This window comes from Streptomyces sp. SCL15-4 (genome assembly GCF_033366695.1).
Taxonomy (GTDB): Bacteria; Actinomycetota; Actinomycetes; order Streptomycetales; family Streptomycetaceae; genus Streptomyces.
This window is the reverse complement of sequence record NZ_JAOBTQ010000001.1, coordinates 5464930-5482676: the sequence shown is the minus strand read 5'-3', so window position 1 is coordinate 5482676 and position 17747 is coordinate 5464930. Positions and strand designations below refer to the sequence as shown.

General features: G+C 75.0%; 14 protein-coding genes, 1 tRNA gene and 2 pseudogenes. 5 read left to right on the top strand and 12 right to left on the bottom strand.

The window, feature by feature from the left end; translation table 11 throughout:
* Nucleotides 1–95: 95 nt before the first annotated feature.
* The 4 genes from SCK26_RS24555 to SCK26_RS24540 all read right to left on the bottom strand — a co-directional run bounded on the left by SCK26_RS24555 (nucleotide 96) and on the right by SCK26_RS24540 (nucleotide 6904).
* Nucleotides 96–1424 (bottom strand): Cys-Gln thioester bond-forming surface protein, encoded by a 1329-nt coding sequence (locus SCK26_RS24555; RefSeq protein WP_318206081.1) that lies wholly within the window; start codon nucleotides 1422–1424, stop codon nucleotides 96–98.
* Nucleotides 1425–1834: 410 nt separating this feature from the next.
* Nucleotides 1835–2311 carry a single-stranded DNA-binding protein gene (locus SCK26_RS24550; protein WP_318203483.1) on the bottom strand — a complete coding sequence of 159 codons (477 nt, stop codon included), beginning with the start codon at nucleotides 2309–2311 and terminating at the stop codon, nucleotides 1835–1837.
* Between the two features lie 405 nt (nucleotides 2312–2716).
* Nucleotides 2717–5293 (bottom strand): GTPase, encoded by a 2577-nt coding sequence (locus tag SCK26_RS24545; protein ID WP_318203482.1) that lies wholly within the window; start codon nucleotides 5291–5293, stop codon nucleotides 2717–2719.
* 3 nt (nucleotides 5294–5296) lie between these two features.
* Nucleotides 5297–6904: a dynamin family protein gene (locus tag SCK26_RS24540; protein ID WP_318203481.1), complete on the bottom strand. Its 1608-nt coding sequence runs from the start codon at nucleotides 6902–6904 to the stop codon at nucleotides 5297–5299.
* 321 nt (nucleotides 6905–7225) lie between these two features.
* Between SCK26_RS24540 and SCK26_RS24535 the strand changes: the two genes are divergently transcribed.
* Nucleotides 7226–7298, top strand: a tRNA-Arg gene (locus SCK26_RS24535).
* A gap of 309 nt (nucleotides 7299–7607) precedes the next feature.
* Here the strand turns inward: SCK26_RS24535 and SCK26_RS24530 are convergent.
* Nucleotides 7608–8087, bottom strand: a complete 480-nt coding sequence (locus SCK26_RS24530) for a hypothetical protein (RefSeq protein ID WP_318203480.1) — start codon at nucleotides 8085–8087, stop codon at nucleotides 7608–7610.
* 259 nt (nucleotides 8088–8346) lie between these two features.
* Here SCK26_RS24530 and SCK26_RS24525 point away from each other — a divergent pair, with 259 nt between their 5' ends.
* Nucleotides 8347–9306, top strand: coding sequence for a D-2-hydroxyacid dehydrogenase family protein (locus SCK26_RS24525; RefSeq protein ID WP_318203479.1), 960 nt, complete (start codon nucleotides 8347–8349; stop codon nucleotides 9304–9306).
* Between the two features lie 266 nt (nucleotides 9307–9572).
* Nucleotides 9573–9875 (top strand): chaplin, encoded by a 303-nt coding sequence (locus SCK26_RS24520; RefSeq protein ID WP_318203478.1) that lies wholly within the window; start codon nucleotides 9573–9575, stop codon nucleotides 9873–9875.
* Nucleotides 9876–9950: 75 nt separating this feature from the next.
* On the opposite strand, the gene SCK26_RS24515 is transcribed toward SCK26_RS24520, so the two are convergent.
* The 7 genes from SCK26_RS24515 to SCK26_RS24485 form a co-directional block, all read right to left on the bottom strand.
* A complete protein-coding gene (locus SCK26_RS24515) occupies nucleotides 9951–10817 on the bottom strand; it encodes a tyrosinase family protein (protein ID WP_318203477.1) in 867 nt (288 codons plus the stop codon).
* Nucleotides 10801–11328 carry a tyrosinase family oxidase copper chaperone gene (locus tag SCK26_RS24510; protein WP_318203476.1) on the bottom strand — a complete coding sequence of 176 codons (528 nt, stop codon included), beginning with the start codon at nucleotides 11326–11328 and terminating at the stop codon, nucleotides 10801–10803. The genes SCK26_RS24515 and SCK26_RS24510 overlap by 17 nt, the downstream gene beginning before the upstream one ends.
* A gap of 157 nt (nucleotides 11329–11485) precedes the next feature.
* A complete protein-coding gene (locus tag SCK26_RS24505) occupies nucleotides 11486–11989 on the bottom strand; it encodes a hypothetical protein (protein ID WP_318203475.1) in 504 nt (167 codons plus the stop codon).
* Between the two features lie 181 nt (nucleotides 11990–12170).
* Entirely contained in the window at nucleotides 12171–12674 is a 504-nt protein-coding gene (locus SCK26_RS24500; RefSeq protein WP_318203474.1) for a DUF5949 family protein, read from the bottom strand.
* Between the two features lie 126 nt (nucleotides 12675–12800).
* Nucleotides 12801–13085, bottom strand: coding sequence for a hypothetical protein (locus SCK26_RS24495; RefSeq protein WP_318203473.1), 285 nt, complete (start codon nucleotides 13083–13085; stop codon nucleotides 12801–12803).
* Between the two features lie 133 nt (nucleotides 13086–13218).
* The gene (locus SCK26_RS24490) at nucleotides 13219–14025 is read right to left on the bottom strand and encodes a hypothetical protein (protein ID WP_318203472.1); all 807 of its coding nucleotides are present in this window, start codon (nucleotides 14023–14025) and stop codon (nucleotides 13219–13221) included.
* Between the two features lie 173 nt (nucleotides 14026–14198).
* Complete coding sequence (locus SCK26_RS24485; protein ID WP_318203471.1) at nucleotides 14199–14438, bottom strand: chaplin; 240 nt, start codon at nucleotides 14436–14438, stop codon at nucleotides 14199–14201.
* A gap of 420 nt (nucleotides 14439–14858) precedes the next feature.
* Between SCK26_RS24485 and SCK26_RS24480 the strand changes: the two are divergent.
* Nucleotides 14859–16076 (top strand): annotated as a pseudogene (locus SCK26_RS24480) (glycosyltransferase); the annotation flags it as partial.
* A 248-nt stretch (nucleotides 16077–16324) separates the two neighbouring features.
* Nucleotides 16325–17744 (top strand): annotated as a pseudogene (locus tag SCK26_RS24475) (exopolysaccharide biosynthesis polyprenyl glycosylphosphotransferase).
* Nucleotides 17745–17747 lie beyond the last annotated feature (3 nt).

The window sequence follows — 17747 nt, the reverse complement described above, 5'->3', positions numbered from 1 at the left end:
CGTCGCCAGGGCTCACGGCCGCCCGAACTCACGGTGGCCCGAACTCACGGGGCGGGGCCGTTTCTCCGCCCCGCGCCATCGGCCCGCCCGGCCCCTCACGCCTCCGGCGTCGTGTCCTTCCTGCGCAGGACGACCAGGACCGCGCCGCCGATCACCACCAGGCCGATGGCCACTCCGGCGATCAGCGGAGTGATGGCGGAGCCGCCGGTCGCGGCCAGGTCGGTGGTCTCCACGGCGCTGCCGCCGACCGAGGCCGGGCCGGGCTCGTTGGGGAGCCGGGCCGTCTGGGTCGTGACCGCGCCCTGGATCTTGCAGTCCAGGACGCCGGTGAAGCGGCGGCTGAGTCCGTGGGGGCCGGTGATCGTGAAATCGTAGGCCTGGTCCTCCTGGAGCGGCACGGTCACCGTGCGGGTCGCGCCCGCGGGGATCGTGTGGACGGCACCCATCAGCTGGAACGTGAACGGCTGGTCGCCCTTGTTGACCGCGGTGATGTCCACCCCGCCCTTGGCGCAGTTCTCGCGGGCCGACACCGCCGGTATCGCGCCCTCGGCGGCCCAGTCGGCCGTCGCGGTGGCGGAGACGGTCGACTCGCTGGAGCCGGCCAGGATCTGCGTCTGGCTGCGGCTCTCGGAGGCGAACGCCCGGCCCACCGGCACGGTCGTGGACGCCTGCACGGTCAGCTCGGCCGTGCTGTCCGCCGCGTCCTCGGGGATGTCGAAGTACAGCCGGCTGCCGTTCCTCGCCGCGGTGATCGCCTTGCCGTTCTTGTCGACGATCCGCACTCCGCTGGTGGCCGCGTCCGCCGACGGGCTCACCGTGACCGCGCTCGCGCCGGTGTGCACGGTGACCGGGCCGAGCCGTTCACCCGGCCGGCCGGCGACCGCGGGCGGGTCCAGGGTGAGCGAGGCCCGTGGTTCGGCGACGCGCCGGGCGCTCTTCTGGAGGTAGTCGGCCAGTTTCTCGGCCTGCGGGTCAACGGCGTCGACGTCGGCGCCGTCGGAGTAGCGCCAGATGGCCACCTGGGTGCCGGCCGCCGCGTCCTGCTCGGTCAGCCCGTGCGTGCCCGCCTTCCGGGCCAGTGCGGCGAGGTCGTTGACCTGGGGGTAGGAGTGCTGGAGTATCCAGCGGATCCGGCCCGCGTCCTTGTTGGTGCCCAGCGAGGTGCCGCTCCAGGACGTCTCCTGGTAGCGGGCGTCACGCTGGGTCGGGTTGCGCAGGTCGACGCAGTACGTCTGGAGCGTGCCGCCGCCGTCCACGGACATCTCGAACAGGCCCGCCGAGACCCGCCGGTCGCCGCCGTCCTCGTGGATCACGGCCTCGCCGTAGGTCTTCAGGCCGTTGTTGGTGGCCGTCGCCCCGCCTCCGGACCGCGGCGCCTCGTCGGCCACCGCCGTACCGGCGCCGGACAGCACACCGGCCGCCATGAGGCCGGACACCGTGGCGGCGGCGGCCAGGCGGGCCGTTCCGGTGGACCGGCACAGCCCAGAGAGCGCAGCAAGCACAGAATTCCCCTTCGAGCAGGACCCGTTGGACGTGGGGGACGGTCCCACCAGCAGAAATCGGCAGCCCCCTAGGGGCACGCCCGGCATCCTATGGATCACTCGGAGTCCGACCCGTCGGTCTGATCATCCGATGGCCGATCCGATCCGCAATCGTTATCGCCGGCCCCGTCCACGAGCTGGCCATATCGACAAATCCACCGCTTCCCACGGCACGTTCGGGCAGTTCGGCAAGCGGCGGAAGCGATTCCGGTGGCTTGGCGCACACGTCACCTGCGGCACATGACGGCACATCACCGACGGCACGTGACGCACCGTCATCGACACACCTGACGTCACGTCACCGATACCGGATCAGGCGCCTGTTGGTCCGTTTGTTCTTCCCTGGGGTCCGGTGGGCGCGGTGTCTCCCAGTTCGGTTCCGGGCGGGTCGCCGCGGGCGGTGCGTCCGGCCTGGCCGCGCGCTGGAAGAGCGCCGTACCGCGCGTCAGGTCGTGGCCCATCGCCACGGCGTCGATGTCGGCGGAGGCCCACGGCTGCTGTCCCTCCCGTGTCTCCGTGCGCACCTTCAGCCGGCCCTGCACGACGACCGGCTGGCCCACCTCCACGCACGCGGCCACGTTGACCGCGAGCTGGCGGTTGGTCCACACCGTGAAGAAGTTGGTGTGCCCGTCCGTCCAGGCGCTCTTCTCCCGGTCCCAGTACCGCGCGGTCACCGCCAGCCGGAACCGGGCCGACGGACCCGCCGCCGACTCGCGGTAGACCGGCTGGGTCGCCACGTTGCCCACCACACAGACGATGGTCTCGTTCATGTCTCGCTCCCCTCCCCCGCCCGCGCGCTTCCGGCCGGGCGGACACACGTACGGGCCCGTCCCGTACGGCTGCGTCTGCCGTGCCGGCGCGTACGACTGCCGTACGCGCCCGCACGTCCCGCCGATCACCGGAACCGCCCGCCGCCTGTGCGGCCGGACCGCCCCGCGATCGCCGTGCCCTCAGACTGCCTCCGCCGGGCCGAGACCGCCGGGCGCTGTGGACGGCCGCCCGCCTGTGGACAACTCCGCCACCCGCACGGGTGAGACCCCAGCCGTTCCCCCGGCCCCCGCACCACCCGGAACCCACTCCCGCAGCCCCCTCAACAGGCCAACAGGCCCCGCACCACCCGAGCCGCTCTCCCCCAGCCCCCGCTCCATCCCGGCCCCACACCACCCCCAGGCCGCTCACACCACCCCGGCCCTGCTCCGGGCGACCCTCCCGTACTGCTCCCGCACCTCCCGGTACCGCAGCAGCTCCGCCGCCACCGGATCGAGCACCCGGGCCCGGCCGCAGCTCGCCGCCGCCTCCCGCAAGCGCCGTTCCGCCTCCTGGCCGTAGCGCCGGGCGGGCCCCCGGGCCGCGATCCGGCACCCCCACTCCACCAGTGGCCCGCCGACGATCCCGCACACCATCAGCAGCACCGGAACGCCCAGGTTGGGTGCCATCAGCCCGGCGATCTGTCCCGTGAGCCATCCGCCGCCCACGATCTGCAGCAGCGTCATCGCCGCCTGGACCAGTACCGCCGCCGGCCACCAGCCCGGCCGCGGCGGGCGGCCCGGCGGCAGCCCGGCCCGCGCCACCAGGGCGTCCAGCGCCTCGGACAGCCCCTGGGAGCCGCGTACGGCCGCCTCGCGCACCGCCTGCGCCCACGGCGCGGGCAGCCCGGCCGAGGCCCGGTCGGAGACCGTACGGACCGCCTGCTCCACCCGCTGGCGGGCCGTCGCCTCCTCGTCGGCCTGGGTACGGGCCGCGTGGCGGCCCGTCGTGGCCTCGCCGCGGCCCTGGTACCAGCGCCACAGCCGCAGCCAGGGCGTGCCGCAGGCGCGGTTGGCGTTGCGCAGCCACGCCCGTTCGGCGGCCTCGCCCGCCGCCGTGGCGCCCACCGCGTCCGCCAGCCGCGCGGCGAACTCCTCGCGCGCCTCCTCGGTGAGGCCGGCCCGCCGCCCGGTGGCGTACACGGGCCGCAGTCCGACCGCGGCGGCGTCCAGGTCGGCTGCCACCCGGCGGGCCGCCGCGCCGCGCTCCGCCACGAACTGGCCGAGCGTCTCGCGCAGTTCGCCGACGCCCTCGCCGGTGAGCGCGGACAGCGCGAGCACGGTGGCGCCCGGTTCGCCGTGCTCGCCGAGCGCGATGCCGTCCTCGTCCAGCAGCCGCCGCAGGTCGTCCAGGACCTGGTCGGCGGCGTCACCGGGCAGCCGGTCCACCTGGTTGAGGACGATGAACATGACCTCCGCGTGACCGGCCATCGGCCGCAGATAGCGCTCGTGCAGCATGGCGTCGGCGTACTTCTCGGGGTCGACCACCCAGATCACCGCGTCGACGAGCTTCAGGATCCGGTCGACCTGTTCGCGGTGCTGTACGGCGGCGGAGTCGTGGTCGGGCAGGTCGACCAGGACCAGCCCGCGCAACTGCCCCTCGTTGTCCGGGCTGTGCATGGGGCGGCGGCGCAGCCGGCCCGGGATGCCCAGCCGGTCGATGAGGCTCGCCGCGCCGTCGCTCCAGCTGCACGCGATGGGCGCGGCGGTGGTCGGACGGCGTACGCCGGTCTCCGAGATGGCCACCCCGGCGAGCGCGTTGAACAGCTGGGACTTGCCGCTGCCGGTGGCACCGGCCAGGGCGACGACGGTGTGCCGGCCGGAGAGCTTGCGGCGGGCGGCGGCCTCGTCCAGGACCCGGCCCGCCTCGGCGAGCGTGTGGCTGTCCAGCCGGGTCCTGGACAGTCCCACGAGTTCACGCAGGGCGTTCAGCCGGGACCGCAGCGGGCCGTCGTACGCCAGCGGGACCGGGACGTGCGCGCCCGGCCCGCGGTGCGGCTGCTCCGCGGCGGAGGCGCGTTCGGCGGCGAGGGCGGCGGAGCCGGCCTCGGTGACGCGCCGGGCGATGAGACCGTCGTCCCAGGTCTCCGTGGGGGTGGCGGAGTCGCCGTCCGTGGCGGCGCCCGCGGTGGCGGCCGTCTTGGGAGGCGTGGCACCGCCGGGCTTCGCGGAGTGCGGGGGGTGGGGACGGGGCACCGAGACGCCCTGCCCGGCGCCACGGCCGCGCGCGGGACGGTCCGGGTCCGCGCTGCCGCCGTGCTCGGCACGCCGGTCACGCTCCTGTACGGCGCGCCGGTCACGGTCGCGGTCGGGGTCCCGTACGGCGTGACCGTCCCGCTCACGGTCGGCCTCCCGACCGAGACCGTGACCGCGATCGCGGTCACGGTCACGGCTGTGTTCACGGTCCGCGCTACGGCTGTGTTCACGCTCGGCGCCACGGCCACCGTCGTGCTCGGCGCCACGGCCACCGTCGTGCTCGGCGCCACGACCGCCGTCCTGCTCGGCGCCACGGCCGTGGTCGTGGTCGGTGCTGTCCTGCTGGTCCTGCTGGTCCTGCTGGTCCTGCTGGTCCGGCTGGTCCGGCTGGTCCGGCTGGTCCTGCTCGCGGTCGGCGTTGTCGTCCCGTACGCGCGCGGGACCCTCCCGGCCGGTGGTCGGGCCGCCGTCGCCGTGCTCGTCCCGCACGCGCGCGTGCAGGACGCCCGCACCGCCGCCTCCGCCTCCGCCCCCGCCCCCGTCGTCCTCGCCGTTGCCCTGGGGCGCGGGGAGGGCGTCGTCCCCGCCTGCCTCCTTCACCGGGTTCAGGCGCGCGCGCCCGGTGCCGTCCGCGGGGCCCGCGCCGGCGCGACCGCCGTGCTCCAGGGACCCGGTGTCGCCGCTGCCGCTGTCGGTGCGCCTCATGTGGTCGGTGTGCTCCGTGTGGTCCTGGTCAGTGACGGCGGTCATCGGTCACCTCTCCTTCTGCAGTACGGACAGCGCGGCGATGAGTTCGGCCTGGGGCTCGGGATGGACGTCCAGGGCGTCGAGCGGGGCGAGGCGCCGCTCGCGTTCGGTGTGCATGACGCGGTCCACGTGGTCGGCGAGCAGCCGTCCGGCCCGGTCGCGCAGCCGGAGCACACCGTGTGCGCCGAGCCGCTCGGCGAGCCCCTCGCCGGCGGTACGCGCCCGGCGCCCGCCCAGTACCGCCGTGGCGACGAGGGCGGCGACGACCTCGGGATCGGGGGCGCCGGTGCGTTCCAGGACCCGTACCTCGTCCTCGGCGTACTCCTCCAGCTCGCGCCGCCAGCGCCGGGCCGCGAGCCCGATGCGGTGCTCGGCGCTCTGCAGGGAGGTGCCGCGGGGGGTCAGCTCGGGGGCGCGGGCGGCGGGTTCGCGCCGCCAGGCGTCGTCCACGCGCTCGTCGGCGGCGGTGACGGCGCACAGCAGCAGCGCGGCCAGGCTCTCCACGAGGGCGTCGAGTAGTTCGCCGGCGGTGCAGTCCAGGGGGAAGGCGCGCCAGCGCTTGAGGGCGTCGCCGGCGAGGACGGCGCCGGACTGCAGGCGGCTGCGCACGCGCGCGTGCTCGCTGTCGTAGGCGGCGTCCACGGCGGAGGTGAGCCGGAGGGCCGCCGCGTACTGGGCCGCGGCGGCGCCGGCCAGCTCGGGCATGCGGGCCTTCAGCGAGTCGAGGAGGCCGTAGGCGGTGCGGGCCATGACGTGCTGGCGGGCGGCGGGGTCCTGGGCGTGGTGGGCGAGCCAGCTCTTCAGGGGCGCGACGGCGGTGGCGGGCAGCAGTCCGGCACCCCAGGCGGACTCCGGCAGCTCGGGCACGGTGAAGCGGGGTACGTCGCCGAGCCCGGCCTTGGTGAGCAGGGCGCCGTACTGCCGGGAGACCTCGGAGACGACCTGGTGGGGCACCCGGTCCAGGACGGTGACGAGGGTCGCGTCGTACTCCTTGGCGGTGCGCAGCAGGTGCCAGGGGACGGCGTCGGCGTAGCGGGCGGCCGTGGTGACCATGATCCAGATGTCGGCGGCGCAGATCAGCTGCGCGGCGAGGACGCGGTTGTCCGCGATGAGGGAGTCGACGTCGGGGGCGTCGAGGAGGGCGAGGCCGCGCGGGAGGGTGTCGGCCGTCTCGACGCGCAGTACGCGCGCGTGGTCGTCCTCGGTGGGCGGAAACTCCTCGGCCGGGTCCCGGTCGGGGGTCCATACGCGGGTGAGGGCGGGGAGCACGCGCATGCCGCTGAACCAGTGATGATCCTCCGGATGGCAGACGAGGACCGGTGTCCGGGTGGTCGGCCGGAGCACGCCCGCCTCGCTCACCCGCCGGCCGACGAGGGAGTTGACCAGCGTCGACTTTCCCGCCCCGGTGGAGCCGCCGATGACGGCGAGCAACGGCGCCTCGGGGTGCCGCAATCGGGGTACGAGATAGTCGTCGAGCTGCGCGAGGAGTTCGTCGCGGTTGGCGCGCGCGCGTGGCGCCCCGGCCAGGGGCAGCGGAAAGCGTGCGGCGGCAACACGGTCGCGCAGTGCGGAGAGTGTGTCGAGCAGCTGAGGCCGTACGTCCAAGGTCACCACATGCGAAGAATGCCCAATTTTAGGGGAATTCTGAAGCATATGGACATGTCTGCGCGCCGACGGAACAGAACGGGCAGAAGGGACGAGTGGGACACTGGCACAGTCCAGGCATAACGAGTGCACAACACCCGGCGCCTCAGGGGCCAAAAGCGATGCACGATTCGTACCTGCCTGCGATTATCAGGACCGCTTCACCGAACCTCCACATCGAGCCACGGAGGCGAGGCGACAGGGTCAAGGAACCGGGAGCCCTATCCTTGACCCCGGCAACGTCACGGATCGGCCCCCACCAGGCCACCAGGCACGAGGCCACCCCACCCGGCCCCCGTAGCTCAGTGGATAGAGCAGGCGCCTTCTAAGCGCTTGGCCGCAGGTTCGAGTCCTGCCGGGGGCGCTCACATCCACTGACCAGCGCGAACGCTGGTCATTTCCCTTCCGGCCCGACACGCGTCGCACCCGGGCCAAGCGCCTCGCCACCCGCCGGCCTCCACCCCTCTGCGGCTCACGGCTTCACGGCTCTACGGCGATCAGCCTGCAGTCGGCAGGAACCCGCCGCGGGTCGTGTCCGAGGAGAGCAGGGCGGGCCGGTCCACGACGCACACGGTGAGCCCGGGCACGATGCTCCAGCCCTCGCACCGGGGTACCGCTCCGCCGGGCGCGGCCGGCCGGGGCATGGGGGCCGCTCGGCCAGGACTCCGACGCGCTACGACCCCTGGCCCGCCTCCTCGGGCCGCTCGCCGCGGTTCAGCTTCCGCAGCGTCTCCCTGCTCCAGCCGGAGATACGGGCCAGGTCCGCCTGGCGGACGCCGGCCGCGGCCGCGTCGCGCAGCGAGGACTGGAGCGCCTCCGTCGCCTCCTCCAGCCGGGCCAGGGCCTCGCGGCGGCGGCCGGCGTCCCTGCGCACCTTGTGCTCCAGGACGCTGCGCAGGATGAACACCACGGGCCGGCCGTCGGCGCCCTGCACCCGGACGAGAATGCGCAGGGCGGGTGCCCCGGGAGCGACCAGGTCCGCCACCGTCTGCCGGTAGTGGGCCATGTAGCGGTCGAAGGCCTGCACGGCGGCGTCGGCGGCGTGGTAGCCGTAGAACCAGCTCGGGGTGACGGCCTGCACGCGCCAGTCACCCGCGCTCCTGCGGTGCACCTCGACGGCGAACACCAGCCGCTGCGGACGCGCTTCTTCCATGGCTCCCCCTTTGAGAAGTCACCCTGTCCATGGATCACGACCTGCCGCCCGGCCGGCAAAACGCCCGGCTCGGTGAGCAGAGCCGGGACACGCGATGTTTCCGCTGGTCAGCTGGGGCCCCTCCAGCATCCCTCACTTCGGTGGAACGTGCCACTGTTCGTGCACCAACTGACCTGCCTGCCGCGGTGGTTGGCGGGTGCGTCGGCGGCGCAGTCCCGGTGATCGGTAGAGTCGTGCTCCGGAAGAGGGGGGTGACAGCGTGCGGCTTCGTTGCGCGGTGCTGGACGACTTCCAGCAGGTGGCCGCCGAGATGGCCGACTGGTCGGGGCTCGGGGACCGGGTGGAGGTCGTCGCGCTGCGCGAGCACCTGGACGGCGAGGACGCCCTCGCCGCGGCCCTCGCCGACTACGACATCGTCGTCACCCTGCGCGAACGCGTCCCTTTCCCCGCCTCCCTGATCACCCGTCTGCCGCGGCTGAAGCTGCTCATCGCCTCCGGGATGCGCAACGGCGTCATCGACTACGCCGCCGCCGAGGCGCAGGGCGTCACCGTGTGCGGTACGGAGAGTTCGGGCACCCCGCCGGTCGAGCTGACCTGGGCGCTGCTGCTCGGCCTCGCCCGCGGGATCGTGCAGGAGAACAACGCGCTGCGCGCGGGCGGCCCCTGGCAGTCGACCGTCGGCGCCGATCTGCACGGCCGCCGGCTGGGGCTGCTCGGGCTGGGCAGGATCGGCAGCCGGGTGGCACGGGTCGGGCTCGCCTTCGGGATGCGGGTCTGCGCGTGGAGCCGGAACCTCACCGAGGAGCGCGCCGACGAGGCCGGTGTCGAACTGGCCGCCTCCAAGGAGGAACTGCTCGCCGGCAGCGACTTCGTCTCCGTCCACCTGGCCCTCGGCGACCGCACCCGCGGTCTCGTCGGCGCCGCCGAACTCGCCCTGATGAAGCCGACCGCCTATCTGGTCAACACCTCCCGCGCGGCCATCGTCGACCAGGACGCGCTGCTGGCCGCGCTGCGCGAGGGCCGGATCGCCGGGGCCGGCGTGGACGTCTTCGACATCGAACCGCTGCCCGCCGGCCACCCGATGCGCACCGCGCCCCGCCTCCTGGCCACACCCCACCTCGGCTACGTCTCCCGCGCCAACTACACGACGTACTACGGCCAGGCCGTGGAGAACATCCAGGCGTACCTGGCGGGCTCCCCGCTACGACGGCTCCCCTGAGGTCCGGCGCGGCGGGCACCGCACGCGGGTCAACACCACGCCGTCCGGGCCTCACACGAACAGCCCATCTTCCCGTCCGGCCGCCTCAGGCCGGCGCTTCGCCGTGCACGGCCGCCGGGACGGCGGTGCGGCCCCGCGCCCTGCCGTTGAAAGAGTGATCCCCCGCCGATCACCGTGACCCGCCCCGCGCGACGCCGTTGAACGGGAAGTGCGGCGGCCTGCTGCCGTCGCGCACATCCCAGCCTCAGCTACAGAAGGAGAACGTGATGTCTCGCATCACGAAGGCGGCCGCCGTCGCCCTCGGCGCCGGCGCCGTGGTGGTCAGCGGGTCCGGACTGGCCCTGGCCGACGCGGACGCCCACGGCGCGGCCGTCAGCTCGCCGGGCGTGGTGTCCGGCAACGTCATCCAGGTCCCGATCGGCATCCCGATCAACGTGTGCGGCAACACCATCGACATCGTCGGCCTGCTCAACCCGGCCTTCGGCAACACCTGCGCCAACGTGAGCAAGGAGGTCAAGCCCGGCCACCACGACAACGGCGGGTACGGCGACAACGGCTACAGCCGCTGAACTGCCCGGCACCCCGCGGACAAGAGCCCCGGCACTCCGAGCGCCGGGGCCTTGCCGTGTCCTGGCCACGCGTGCTCACGCGTACCGGTAGACCCGGCTCATGTCCTCCAGCTGGTCCGGTGTCTCGTCCCACGGCGGAAGCCTCTGGTGCCGGGCCACGACCCGGCCGTGCTGGGCGTCGCCGGCCCGGGGCGGTTCGGCCGGCAGATAGCGGTGGCCGCGGTGGGCCCGCTGCCAGCGCTGCCACTGGAGGTCCAGGAAGGCGTGGTGCAGCCAGAACACCGGGTCGTTGACGGACGCGCCGCCGAGCATGGCGCCGCCGACCCAGCGGTGCACCCGGTTGTGGTTGTGCCAGGAGGCGCTGCCCCGGCCGCTCCCCCAGCCCTCCAGCTTGTTGCGGAAGCCCTTGCGGACGGTCGAGTCCCAGGGCCAGGCGTCGTAGACGGGGTCGTCGAGGGCCCACTGCAGCTCGCTCCGGGTGGGCAGCTGGAGGGGCGCGGCCGAGCGGCCCAGGTCCCGGGTGAGGAACCGGCCGTCGGTGACGCCCTCCCTGATGGTCCAGTGGCCCGCCGCGTAGGCGAACGGCCCGGTCGTCACCTGCCGGTCGGAGCGGCGCCCGTTGCCGCCGAGCAGGTCCTTGGTCCACGGCACGGAGGTCGTCGTACGGTCCCGGGTCCAGTCCCAGTACGGCACGGTCACCGAGGAGTCGATCCGGCGCAGGGCCCGCTCCAGTTCCAGCAGGAACCGGCGGTGCCAGGGCAGGAAGGACGGTGCCATGTGGGCGCTGCGCAGGGCCGCCTCCCCGTCGGCGCTGTAGTAGTCGATGTGCATCCGGACGAACTCGTCGTACTCGCCGCGCCGCTTGAGCGCCAGCAGCGCGTTCACGAACCGCCGCCGCTCCCCGGCGGTGAGCGCGCCGACGTTCTTACGCACGTACGCCATGCCGTCCCTCCGCCGCCGCGTGGCCGCCGGAGTGCCCGGCACCGGAATGTCCGGCACCGGAGTGTCCGGCACCGGAGTGTCCGGCGGCGTCCGTGGTCGCCGTCAGGTCGCGCAGCCGCCGGCCGGGACCCATCTCGTCCACGGCCGCCCGGGTCGCCTCCAGCGGTGTCCGGTACGACGTGTAGTGGTCGACCATGCTGAGCCAGGTGCCGTCGGCCCGGCGCATCAGGTGCAGCGGCCGGCCGTCCACGGTGATCCGCCACGTGCCGGCGGCCACGCCGCGCCCCGCCGCCGGCACCGGCACGCCCTGGATGCGGCGGCCCCGGTAGGTCTCGTCGAAGGCGCCGCCGCCGGCCGGCCGCGCGGGCCGGGAGGCGGCCACCACCGGGGTCAGCGCCAGCGCGGCGGCGGAGGCCAGCAGCCCCCGCGCCACCTCTCTGCGGGACCGTCCGCCCGGCCCCGCCCCGGCCTCCCGCCGACCCATTGCCACTTCGCCGACACCGACGACCATGTTCGCTCCTCGTCCGGGTGCTGATGTCCGTACCGGCTAACCGGCCGAGGGCGCGCGGGGTCACCGCCGTAGCGCCATACGAGCCATACGAGTCGTGCGGGCCGTACGAGTCGTGCGGGCACCGCGGGCGGGGCGGAGCGGGCCGTGGGGGGCTTGGTCACCGGCCCGGGCCGGTGGCCAGGGTGCCGTCGGCGACGGTCCGCAGGACCGGGGCGACGAGGCCGGCCTCGGGCAGCTTGGTGGCCGGGAGTCCGGAGCGGCCCGGGTCGGGCGCGGTCAGCGGAGGGTCCACGGCCAGGCCGGGAGTGAGGGCCCGTACGTCGCCGGCCGGTGACCGGACGTCGAGGTGGTCGAAGTCGTCGCCCAGGAGGCGCGGCAGCGGGGCCCTGCCGTCCAGGCCGGGCAGCCCGCCGCGCACCGGAAGCTGGGGCAGGGTCCGCTCGGGGAAGAGGCGGCCGGTGACGTACCGGGGCCCGTCGGGGACGCCGGGCTTCACCAGCGGCACCTCGGCGCGGAGCCTGGGCACCTCCATGTCGAGGGCCCGGGAGACGCCGCCCAGGGGCAGGGAGACGGGGACGGTGCCGGCCGCGGCGGCGGGGCCGGCGGCTCCCACGGTGGCCGCGAGGCCTGTGACGACGGCGGCGAGGGTGGTCGGTTTCATGTCGGGTACGGGGCCTTTCGGAATGCGGGGGTTCGACGTCTGTACCGCGTAACGAGCGGAAAAGGCCCGCATCTCACAATTCCCCCGGGTGCCGTAATAGTCAGCTCGTCCAGAAGTCCCATCGCCGACGCCGGGCGGTGCGCAGAATCCGGCGGAAGTGCCCTGCCGGGGTGCCGGGGTGTCAGGCGCGCAGGCCGCCGGCGGGCAGATAGACGTGTGCGGCGGCGTTGGTGGTCTCGGGTGAACCGGCGAACGCGGCCAGCTCCGGTCCCTCGGCCGAGCGGCGCGGGCCGGCCGACGGGCAGATCCGGGTGGTGAACATGAAGTAGGCGTAGCCGAGTTCGCCGACCGCCCCCAGCCAGTCCGCCGGCGGGGTGCACTGGCGGCTGATCTGCGGCATCTGCAGGACGATCTGCCCGGCGACGACCAGCATGCGGACCTTCAGGCTCGGCCGGTCCATGCCGATCACGGGCTCGCCGCCCACGGGCAGGTCCATGTCGTCGAGGAGCCGGGCGACGGCGGCGGACGCGACCTCCGGGCCGCCCGGGCCGTCGCCCAGGGAGCAGGCGAGCAGACAAGGGGTCCGGCCGGTGCCCTCCTCGTTCCGGGCCATCCAGGCGAGCAGCGCGAGCGTGCCTAGGTCGGCGGCGCGGAAGGGGCGGGTTTCGCTTGATGCTGAGGTCATCGCGCGACCATACCGACGGGCCGGGGCGCGGCCCGGCGGCTTCTCACCCATCCGGAGCAGCGTCCGGGACCCGGCCACACGATCGGGCGACGGGGTCCCGGACGCGCCGGGGACGGGGACGGGACGTCAGTGCCGCAGGGGCAGACCGCCGAGCAGCCGTTGGTTGAGCGACGCGGTGGCGCCCTTGACACCGCTCAGCACGGAGTCCTTGTTCTCGGTGTCGAGCGCGTCCGACTGGTGCCGGAGCGGCATCAGGTCCTTGGCGGTGGGCGGGTGTGCGAGCAGGTGGTTGATGCCGCCGTTGAGGCTCATGGGCGGCAGGTGCTGGGCGTCGTAGGCGAACGCGGGTGCGGTGACGCCGGCGAGGGCCACGGAACCGGCGACAACGGCGGCGGCCTTGAGGGACTTCATCGTGTTCCTTTCTTGGCAACTCACGTCACCCAGGGAATGCGGACGCCCTGTTCAACGAGGTCCGGGCGGGCCGGAAACCCCGCCTTGGGAAGACATATGAGATCCCCCGGGGACATGGCCGGGGTCCGCCGTGTCAGCCGGTCGGGGCCAGGCCGGGTACGAGAGCGGGCGTGGCCGTCGTGGGCAGCTCGGACACGGCGAGTCCGGAACCGCCGGTGCCGAAGAGACCCGTCAGCAGATCGAACAGCCCGGACAGCAGGCCGTCGAAGGACGGCAGCATCTGGTCGGACTCGTCGGCGGCCGTCTGATCGGCGGCGGTCTGGTCGGCGGCGGTCTGATCGGCGGCGGTCTGATCGGCGGTGATCTGGTCGGCGGCCGTCTGGGCCGCGGCTGCCTCGTCGGTGATCGACTTCACCAGATCGTCGATCGCGGTCAGCAGCGCGCCGATCGTGTCGTCGAGGACATCCCGGGCCATGGGGGCACCGGCGCTCGCGTGGCGGACGGTCACCGGGGCGGCCGGGCTCGCGGGGCCGGCGGGGGACGCGGGGGCGGCGGGCTTCACCGCCGGGGCCGGTTGCGGCTGCGCGGCCGGTTCGGCCGGGGCGACCGGCCTCGGGACCCCGGCGGTCCCGGCGGCCCTGGTGATCGCCTCCTTCGCCGCCTCGCCCAGCCTTGCGGCCTCGCCGGCGGGGAGTCTGCCCTCCTCCAGCGACCGGCTGAGGAGTTCGGCGACCGGACCCAGTTCCGGGTGCGTACGGCCGAGGGCCCTGGCCCGGGTGAGCAGCCTGTCCTTCTCCGCCGCCGGGACGGACGCCCGGGACGCGGTACGCCCGTGCTCCCCGGCCGTGTCGGCGGCGAGCGCCACCGGGCCGGTGATGCCGACGAGGACGGACGCGCAGAGGACGGTGGACGCGAGACGCCGGACGGGCAGATCACGCATGGGGATTCCTTTCGGTGAACGGTGGGACCTGAGCCCACCGTCTGTTCACCGATGGCACCGCGCAACCGCTCGTCCACCGACCGTGATCCGTACGAGGGAGCGCGAACCGGCCGTCCGCTCCGCGCCACGAACGCGGGACGGACGGCCGGCCGAAGGGGAGTGCGCTGCCGGCGTCAGCCGTTGACGCAGGTGTTGCCGAAGGCCGGGTTCAGCAGGCCGATGATGTCAATGGTGTTGCCGCACAGGTTGATCGGCACGTGGATCGGCACCTGGATGACGTTGCCGGAGATGACACCCGGCGAGCCGACAGCGGCGCCACCCGCACCGGCACTGGCGGACGCCACACCGGCACCGCCGGCGACGGCCGCGGCGGCGGCGGTGGTCAGAACCAGACCCTTCGCAATACGCGACATGGAGAGGTGCTCCTTGGGATCGACACAACATCCGGGCGGATACCCGGCGTTGTGTCAACGCCTGGCGCTGCCGGGAGTTGTGCCGCCAAAGGAGTGAAGTCACCGGAGGGGTCGCACCACGGCGGGCGCGCGCCCGGGACCCGGCCGCTCCCTCACCTGGCGTAGCGCGCGCAGCCCGGCGCACCGGATGGCATACCGGCGCCTGCCGAGGCGCGCCTACGCCGATCCGCTCGGCAGGGCCGGCGATCCGCCCGATCGGGTCCGGCTCACCCGGCGCGGCGGTGACCCGCCGGCCTCCCGGCTCGTTGGCCACGCGGACGCGGCGTGGGCCCGCGCGCTCTGCGCCGCCGTGTACGCCCCGAGCCGTGGGCGCGTTCACGACCGCAGTCCCGAGCGCCCCGTGAGCGAGGTACCCCGCGCATGCACCAGTCAGCCCCCTCCGTCCGGCCCCGGGTCCTGCACCTCGCGCAACCCGTCGACGGAGGTGTGGCCCGGGTCGTGCGCGACCTGGTACGGGCCCAGCTCGCGGCGGGTCTGCCGGTCACGGTCGGCTGTCCCGGTGGCGTGCTCGCCGCGGACCTGCGGGAGCTGGGCGCCGAGGTCCGCGACTGGCCCGCGCGCCGGTCCCCGGGGCCCGGACTGCCGGGCGAGGTACGGCGGTTGGCGCGCCTGGTGGCGGAGGTGCGGCCCGAACTGGTGCACGCGCACAGCGCGAAGGCCGGCCTGGCCGCGCGGCTCGCCCTGCGCGGGCGGGTACCGACGGTGTACCAGCCGCACGCGTGGTCCTTCGAGGCGGCCGGCGGACTCACCGGGGCGCTGGCCCTGCGCTGGGAGCGGTGGGGGGCGCGCTGGGCGGATCGGGTGGTGTGCGTCAGCGAGGCGGAGCGCGTGACCGGAGTCCGCGCCGGGGTGCGCGCCGCGTACGCGGTCGTCCCGAACGGCGTCGACACGGCGCGCTTCGCGCCGGGCCCCGTGGCGCCCCCGTCGCCCCGCGCCGCCGGCCGACCGGACCGGCCCCTCGTCGTGTGCGTGGGCCGGCTCTGCCGGCAGAAGGGCCAGGACGTGCTGCTGCGCGCCTGGGACACGGTGCTCGCCACGCTGCCCCGGGCCCGGCTCGCACTCGTCGGCGACGGCCCGGACCGCGAGGCGCTACGGCTCCGGGCGCATCCCTCGGTGGAGTTCGCCGGTGCCGTCGCCGACGTCGTGCCCTGGTACCGGGCCGCCGACCTGGTGGTGCTGCCGTCGCGCTGGGAGGGGATGGCGCTCGCGCCGCTGGAGGCGCTGGGCTGCGGACGGCCCGTCGTCCTCACCGACGTCGACGGCGCGCGGGAGAGCCTGCCGCCCGCGCTCGCCGAGCGCTGCCTGGTACCGCCGGAGGATGCCGGGTCACTGGCCCGGGTGATCACGGCCCTGCTGTCCGACCCGCCGCTGCGCGCGGCGCTCGGCGACCAGGGGCGCCGGCACGTAGTCTCCCGGCACGACGTGCGGCAGACCGCCGCACGGATCACGACCGTCTACGCCGGACTCCTCGCGCCCGCCACGAAGCCGAGCGCCGGACCGGGCCGCCCACCCCTGGCTCGCAGCGGCACGGCGGACGGGTCCGCGCGGGTGCGGGACAGCGGGACGCGCCGCCCCGCACCCGCCGGGCGCACGCCCCCGCGCAGCGGCGGACCCCACCACCCCGCCCCCACCGAACCCGGCCCGGCCGGCCGCCCCGCACCACCCGGACCCGACCCCGGCGCCACACACCGGCCCCCGTCCGCCGAGCGCGGCGAGGCGGGCCGGTCCACATCCGCCGAGCGTGGCACGGCGGGCCGGCCCGCGCCCGCCGACGGCAGCGCGCCCCGGCGGCCCGTGCCCGCCCAGTGCAGGGAGTCCAGTCGCCCGTGACCGCGGAAACCACCGTTCCCTCGTCCGGCACGCAGCCGTGGGCGCCCGGGGTCCCGCCCGGCCCGGTCCGGCCGGCGCGTCCTGCCGGCGGCTTCCGGTTCCCCTCGCGCCGCCGCCCGCGCGGTCCGCCTCGCCGCTGTCGCTGCTCGCCGCCGATCTGCTCGCCGCGCTGGCGGGCGCGGCCGTCCCGGCGGAGGCCGCCGGCCGGCCGGTGCCGGTCGCCGCGCTGGTCGCCGGCGCGCTGCTGCTGCGTCCGCCCGCCGCCCGGCCGGTGCCCGCCGTCCTCGACGAACTGCCCGCCGTGTGCGGGCGGATCGCCGTGACCTGGCTGGGCCTGGCCGCGCTGCTCGCCGCCTACGACCCCGGGCGCGCCCTGACCGCCCGGACCCTGCTGCTGGGCTGCGCCCTGCACGCGGCGGCGGCCGGGGCCGGCCGGGGCGCGGTGTACTGGCGGCGCCGGGTCGCGCTGCTGCGGCACCCGCGGACCGCGCTCGTGATCGGGCGGCCGCGACCGCGCAGCGGGTGGCCGCCGCGCTGTTGCGCCATCCCCGCTGCGGCGTGCGGCCGGTGGGCGTGGTCGCCGAGCGTCCGGAGGGCGCCGCCGGGTTGCCGGTTCTCACCGGCGGCGAGGAGGTGGAGCGGGCGCTCGTCCGGCACGGGGTGCGGGTCGTCCTCACCGTCCACCCGGCCGTGCGCACCGAGCGGGCACCGCTGCTGCGGGCGCTCGCCGGGGCGGGCTGCGCGCTGTGGGAGGTGGAGGCGGACACCTCGGCGTACGAGGCGCGCGACCAGCTCGCCGGGTTCGCCGTGCGCCGCCTGGACCACTGCGCGCGCCGGCGCGGAAGTGCCGCCAAGCGGCTGCTGGACGTGGTGGTGTCCGGGACGCTGCTGGTGCTGGCCGGCCCGCTGCTGCTGGTGTGCGCGGCGGTGCTGCGGCTCACCGGCGGTCCCGGTGTGGTGTTCCGGCAGGAGCGCGTCGGCCAGGACGGCCGTCCCTTCACCATGCTGAAGTTCCGCACCCACCGCCCGGCCGACGAGCGCGAGGCGGCCACCCGGTGGAGCGTGGCCGGCGAGGCGCGGATGAACCCCTTCTGCCGGCTGCTGCGGCAGACCTCGATGGACGAGCTGCTCCAGCTGTGGAACGTCTTCCGGGGCGACATGAGCCTGGTCGGCCCGCGTCCCGAACGCCCGTACTTCGTCGACCGGTTCAGCCGTCTCCACCCCGGCTACGCGGCCCGTCACCGCATGCGCACGGGCATCACCGGGCTGGCCCAGGTCAACGGGTTGCGCGGGGACACCTCCATCGAGGACCGGGCCCGCTTCGACAACGCCTACATCGACAACTGGTCGCTGTGGCAGGACATCTGCATCCTGCTGCGCACCGCCGCCGCGGTCGTGCGGTCCACGGGGAGCTGACCG

Coding starts and splice junctions, on each gene's coding strand:
- SCK26_RS24555 (WP_318206081.1), bottom strand. CDS start 1,424: ATGGCGGCCGGTGTGCTGTCCGGCGCCGGTACGGCGGTGGCCGACGAG.
- SCK26_RS24550 (WP_318203483.1), bottom strand. CDS start 2,311: ATGAACGAGACCATCGTCTGTGTGGTGGGCAACGTGGCGACCCAGCCG.
- SCK26_RS24545 (WP_318203482.1), bottom strand. CDS start 5,293: ATGACCGCCGTCACTGACCAGGACCACACGGAGCACACCGACCACATG.
- SCK26_RS24530 (WP_318203480.1), bottom strand. CDS start 8,087: ATGGAAGAAGCGCGTCCGCAGCGGCTGGTGTTCGCCGTCGAGGTGCAC.
- SCK26_RS24520 (WP_318203478.1), top strand. CDS start 9,573: ATGTCTCGCATCACGAAGGCGGCCGCCGTCGCCCTCGGCGCCGGCGCC.
- SCK26_RS24515 (WP_318203477.1), bottom strand. CDS start 10,817: ATGGCGTACGTGCGTAAGAACGTCGGCGCGCTCACCGCCGGGGAGCGG.
- SCK26_RS24510 (WP_318203476.1), bottom strand. CDS start 11,328: ATGGTCGTCGGTGTCGGCGAAGTGGCAATGGGTCGGCGGGAGGCCGGG.
- SCK26_RS24505 (WP_318203475.1), bottom strand. CDS start 11,989: ATGAAACCGACCACCCTCGCCGCCGTCGTCACAGGCCTCGCGGCCACC.
- SCK26_RS24500 (WP_318203474.1), bottom strand. CDS start 12,674: ATGACCTCAGCATCAAGCGAAACCCGCCCCTTCCGCGCCGCCGACCTA.
- SCK26_RS24495 (WP_318203473.1), bottom strand. CDS start 13,085: ATGAAGTCCCTCAAGGCCGCCGCCGTTGTCGCCGGTTCCGTGGCCCTC.
- SCK26_RS24490 (WP_318203472.1), bottom strand. CDS start 14,025: ATGCGTGATCTGCCCGTCCGGCGTCTCGCGTCCACCGTCCTCTGCGCG.
- SCK26_RS24485 (WP_318203471.1), bottom strand. CDS start 14,438: ATGTCGCGTATTGCGAAGGGTCTGGTTCTGACCACCGCCGCCGCCGCG.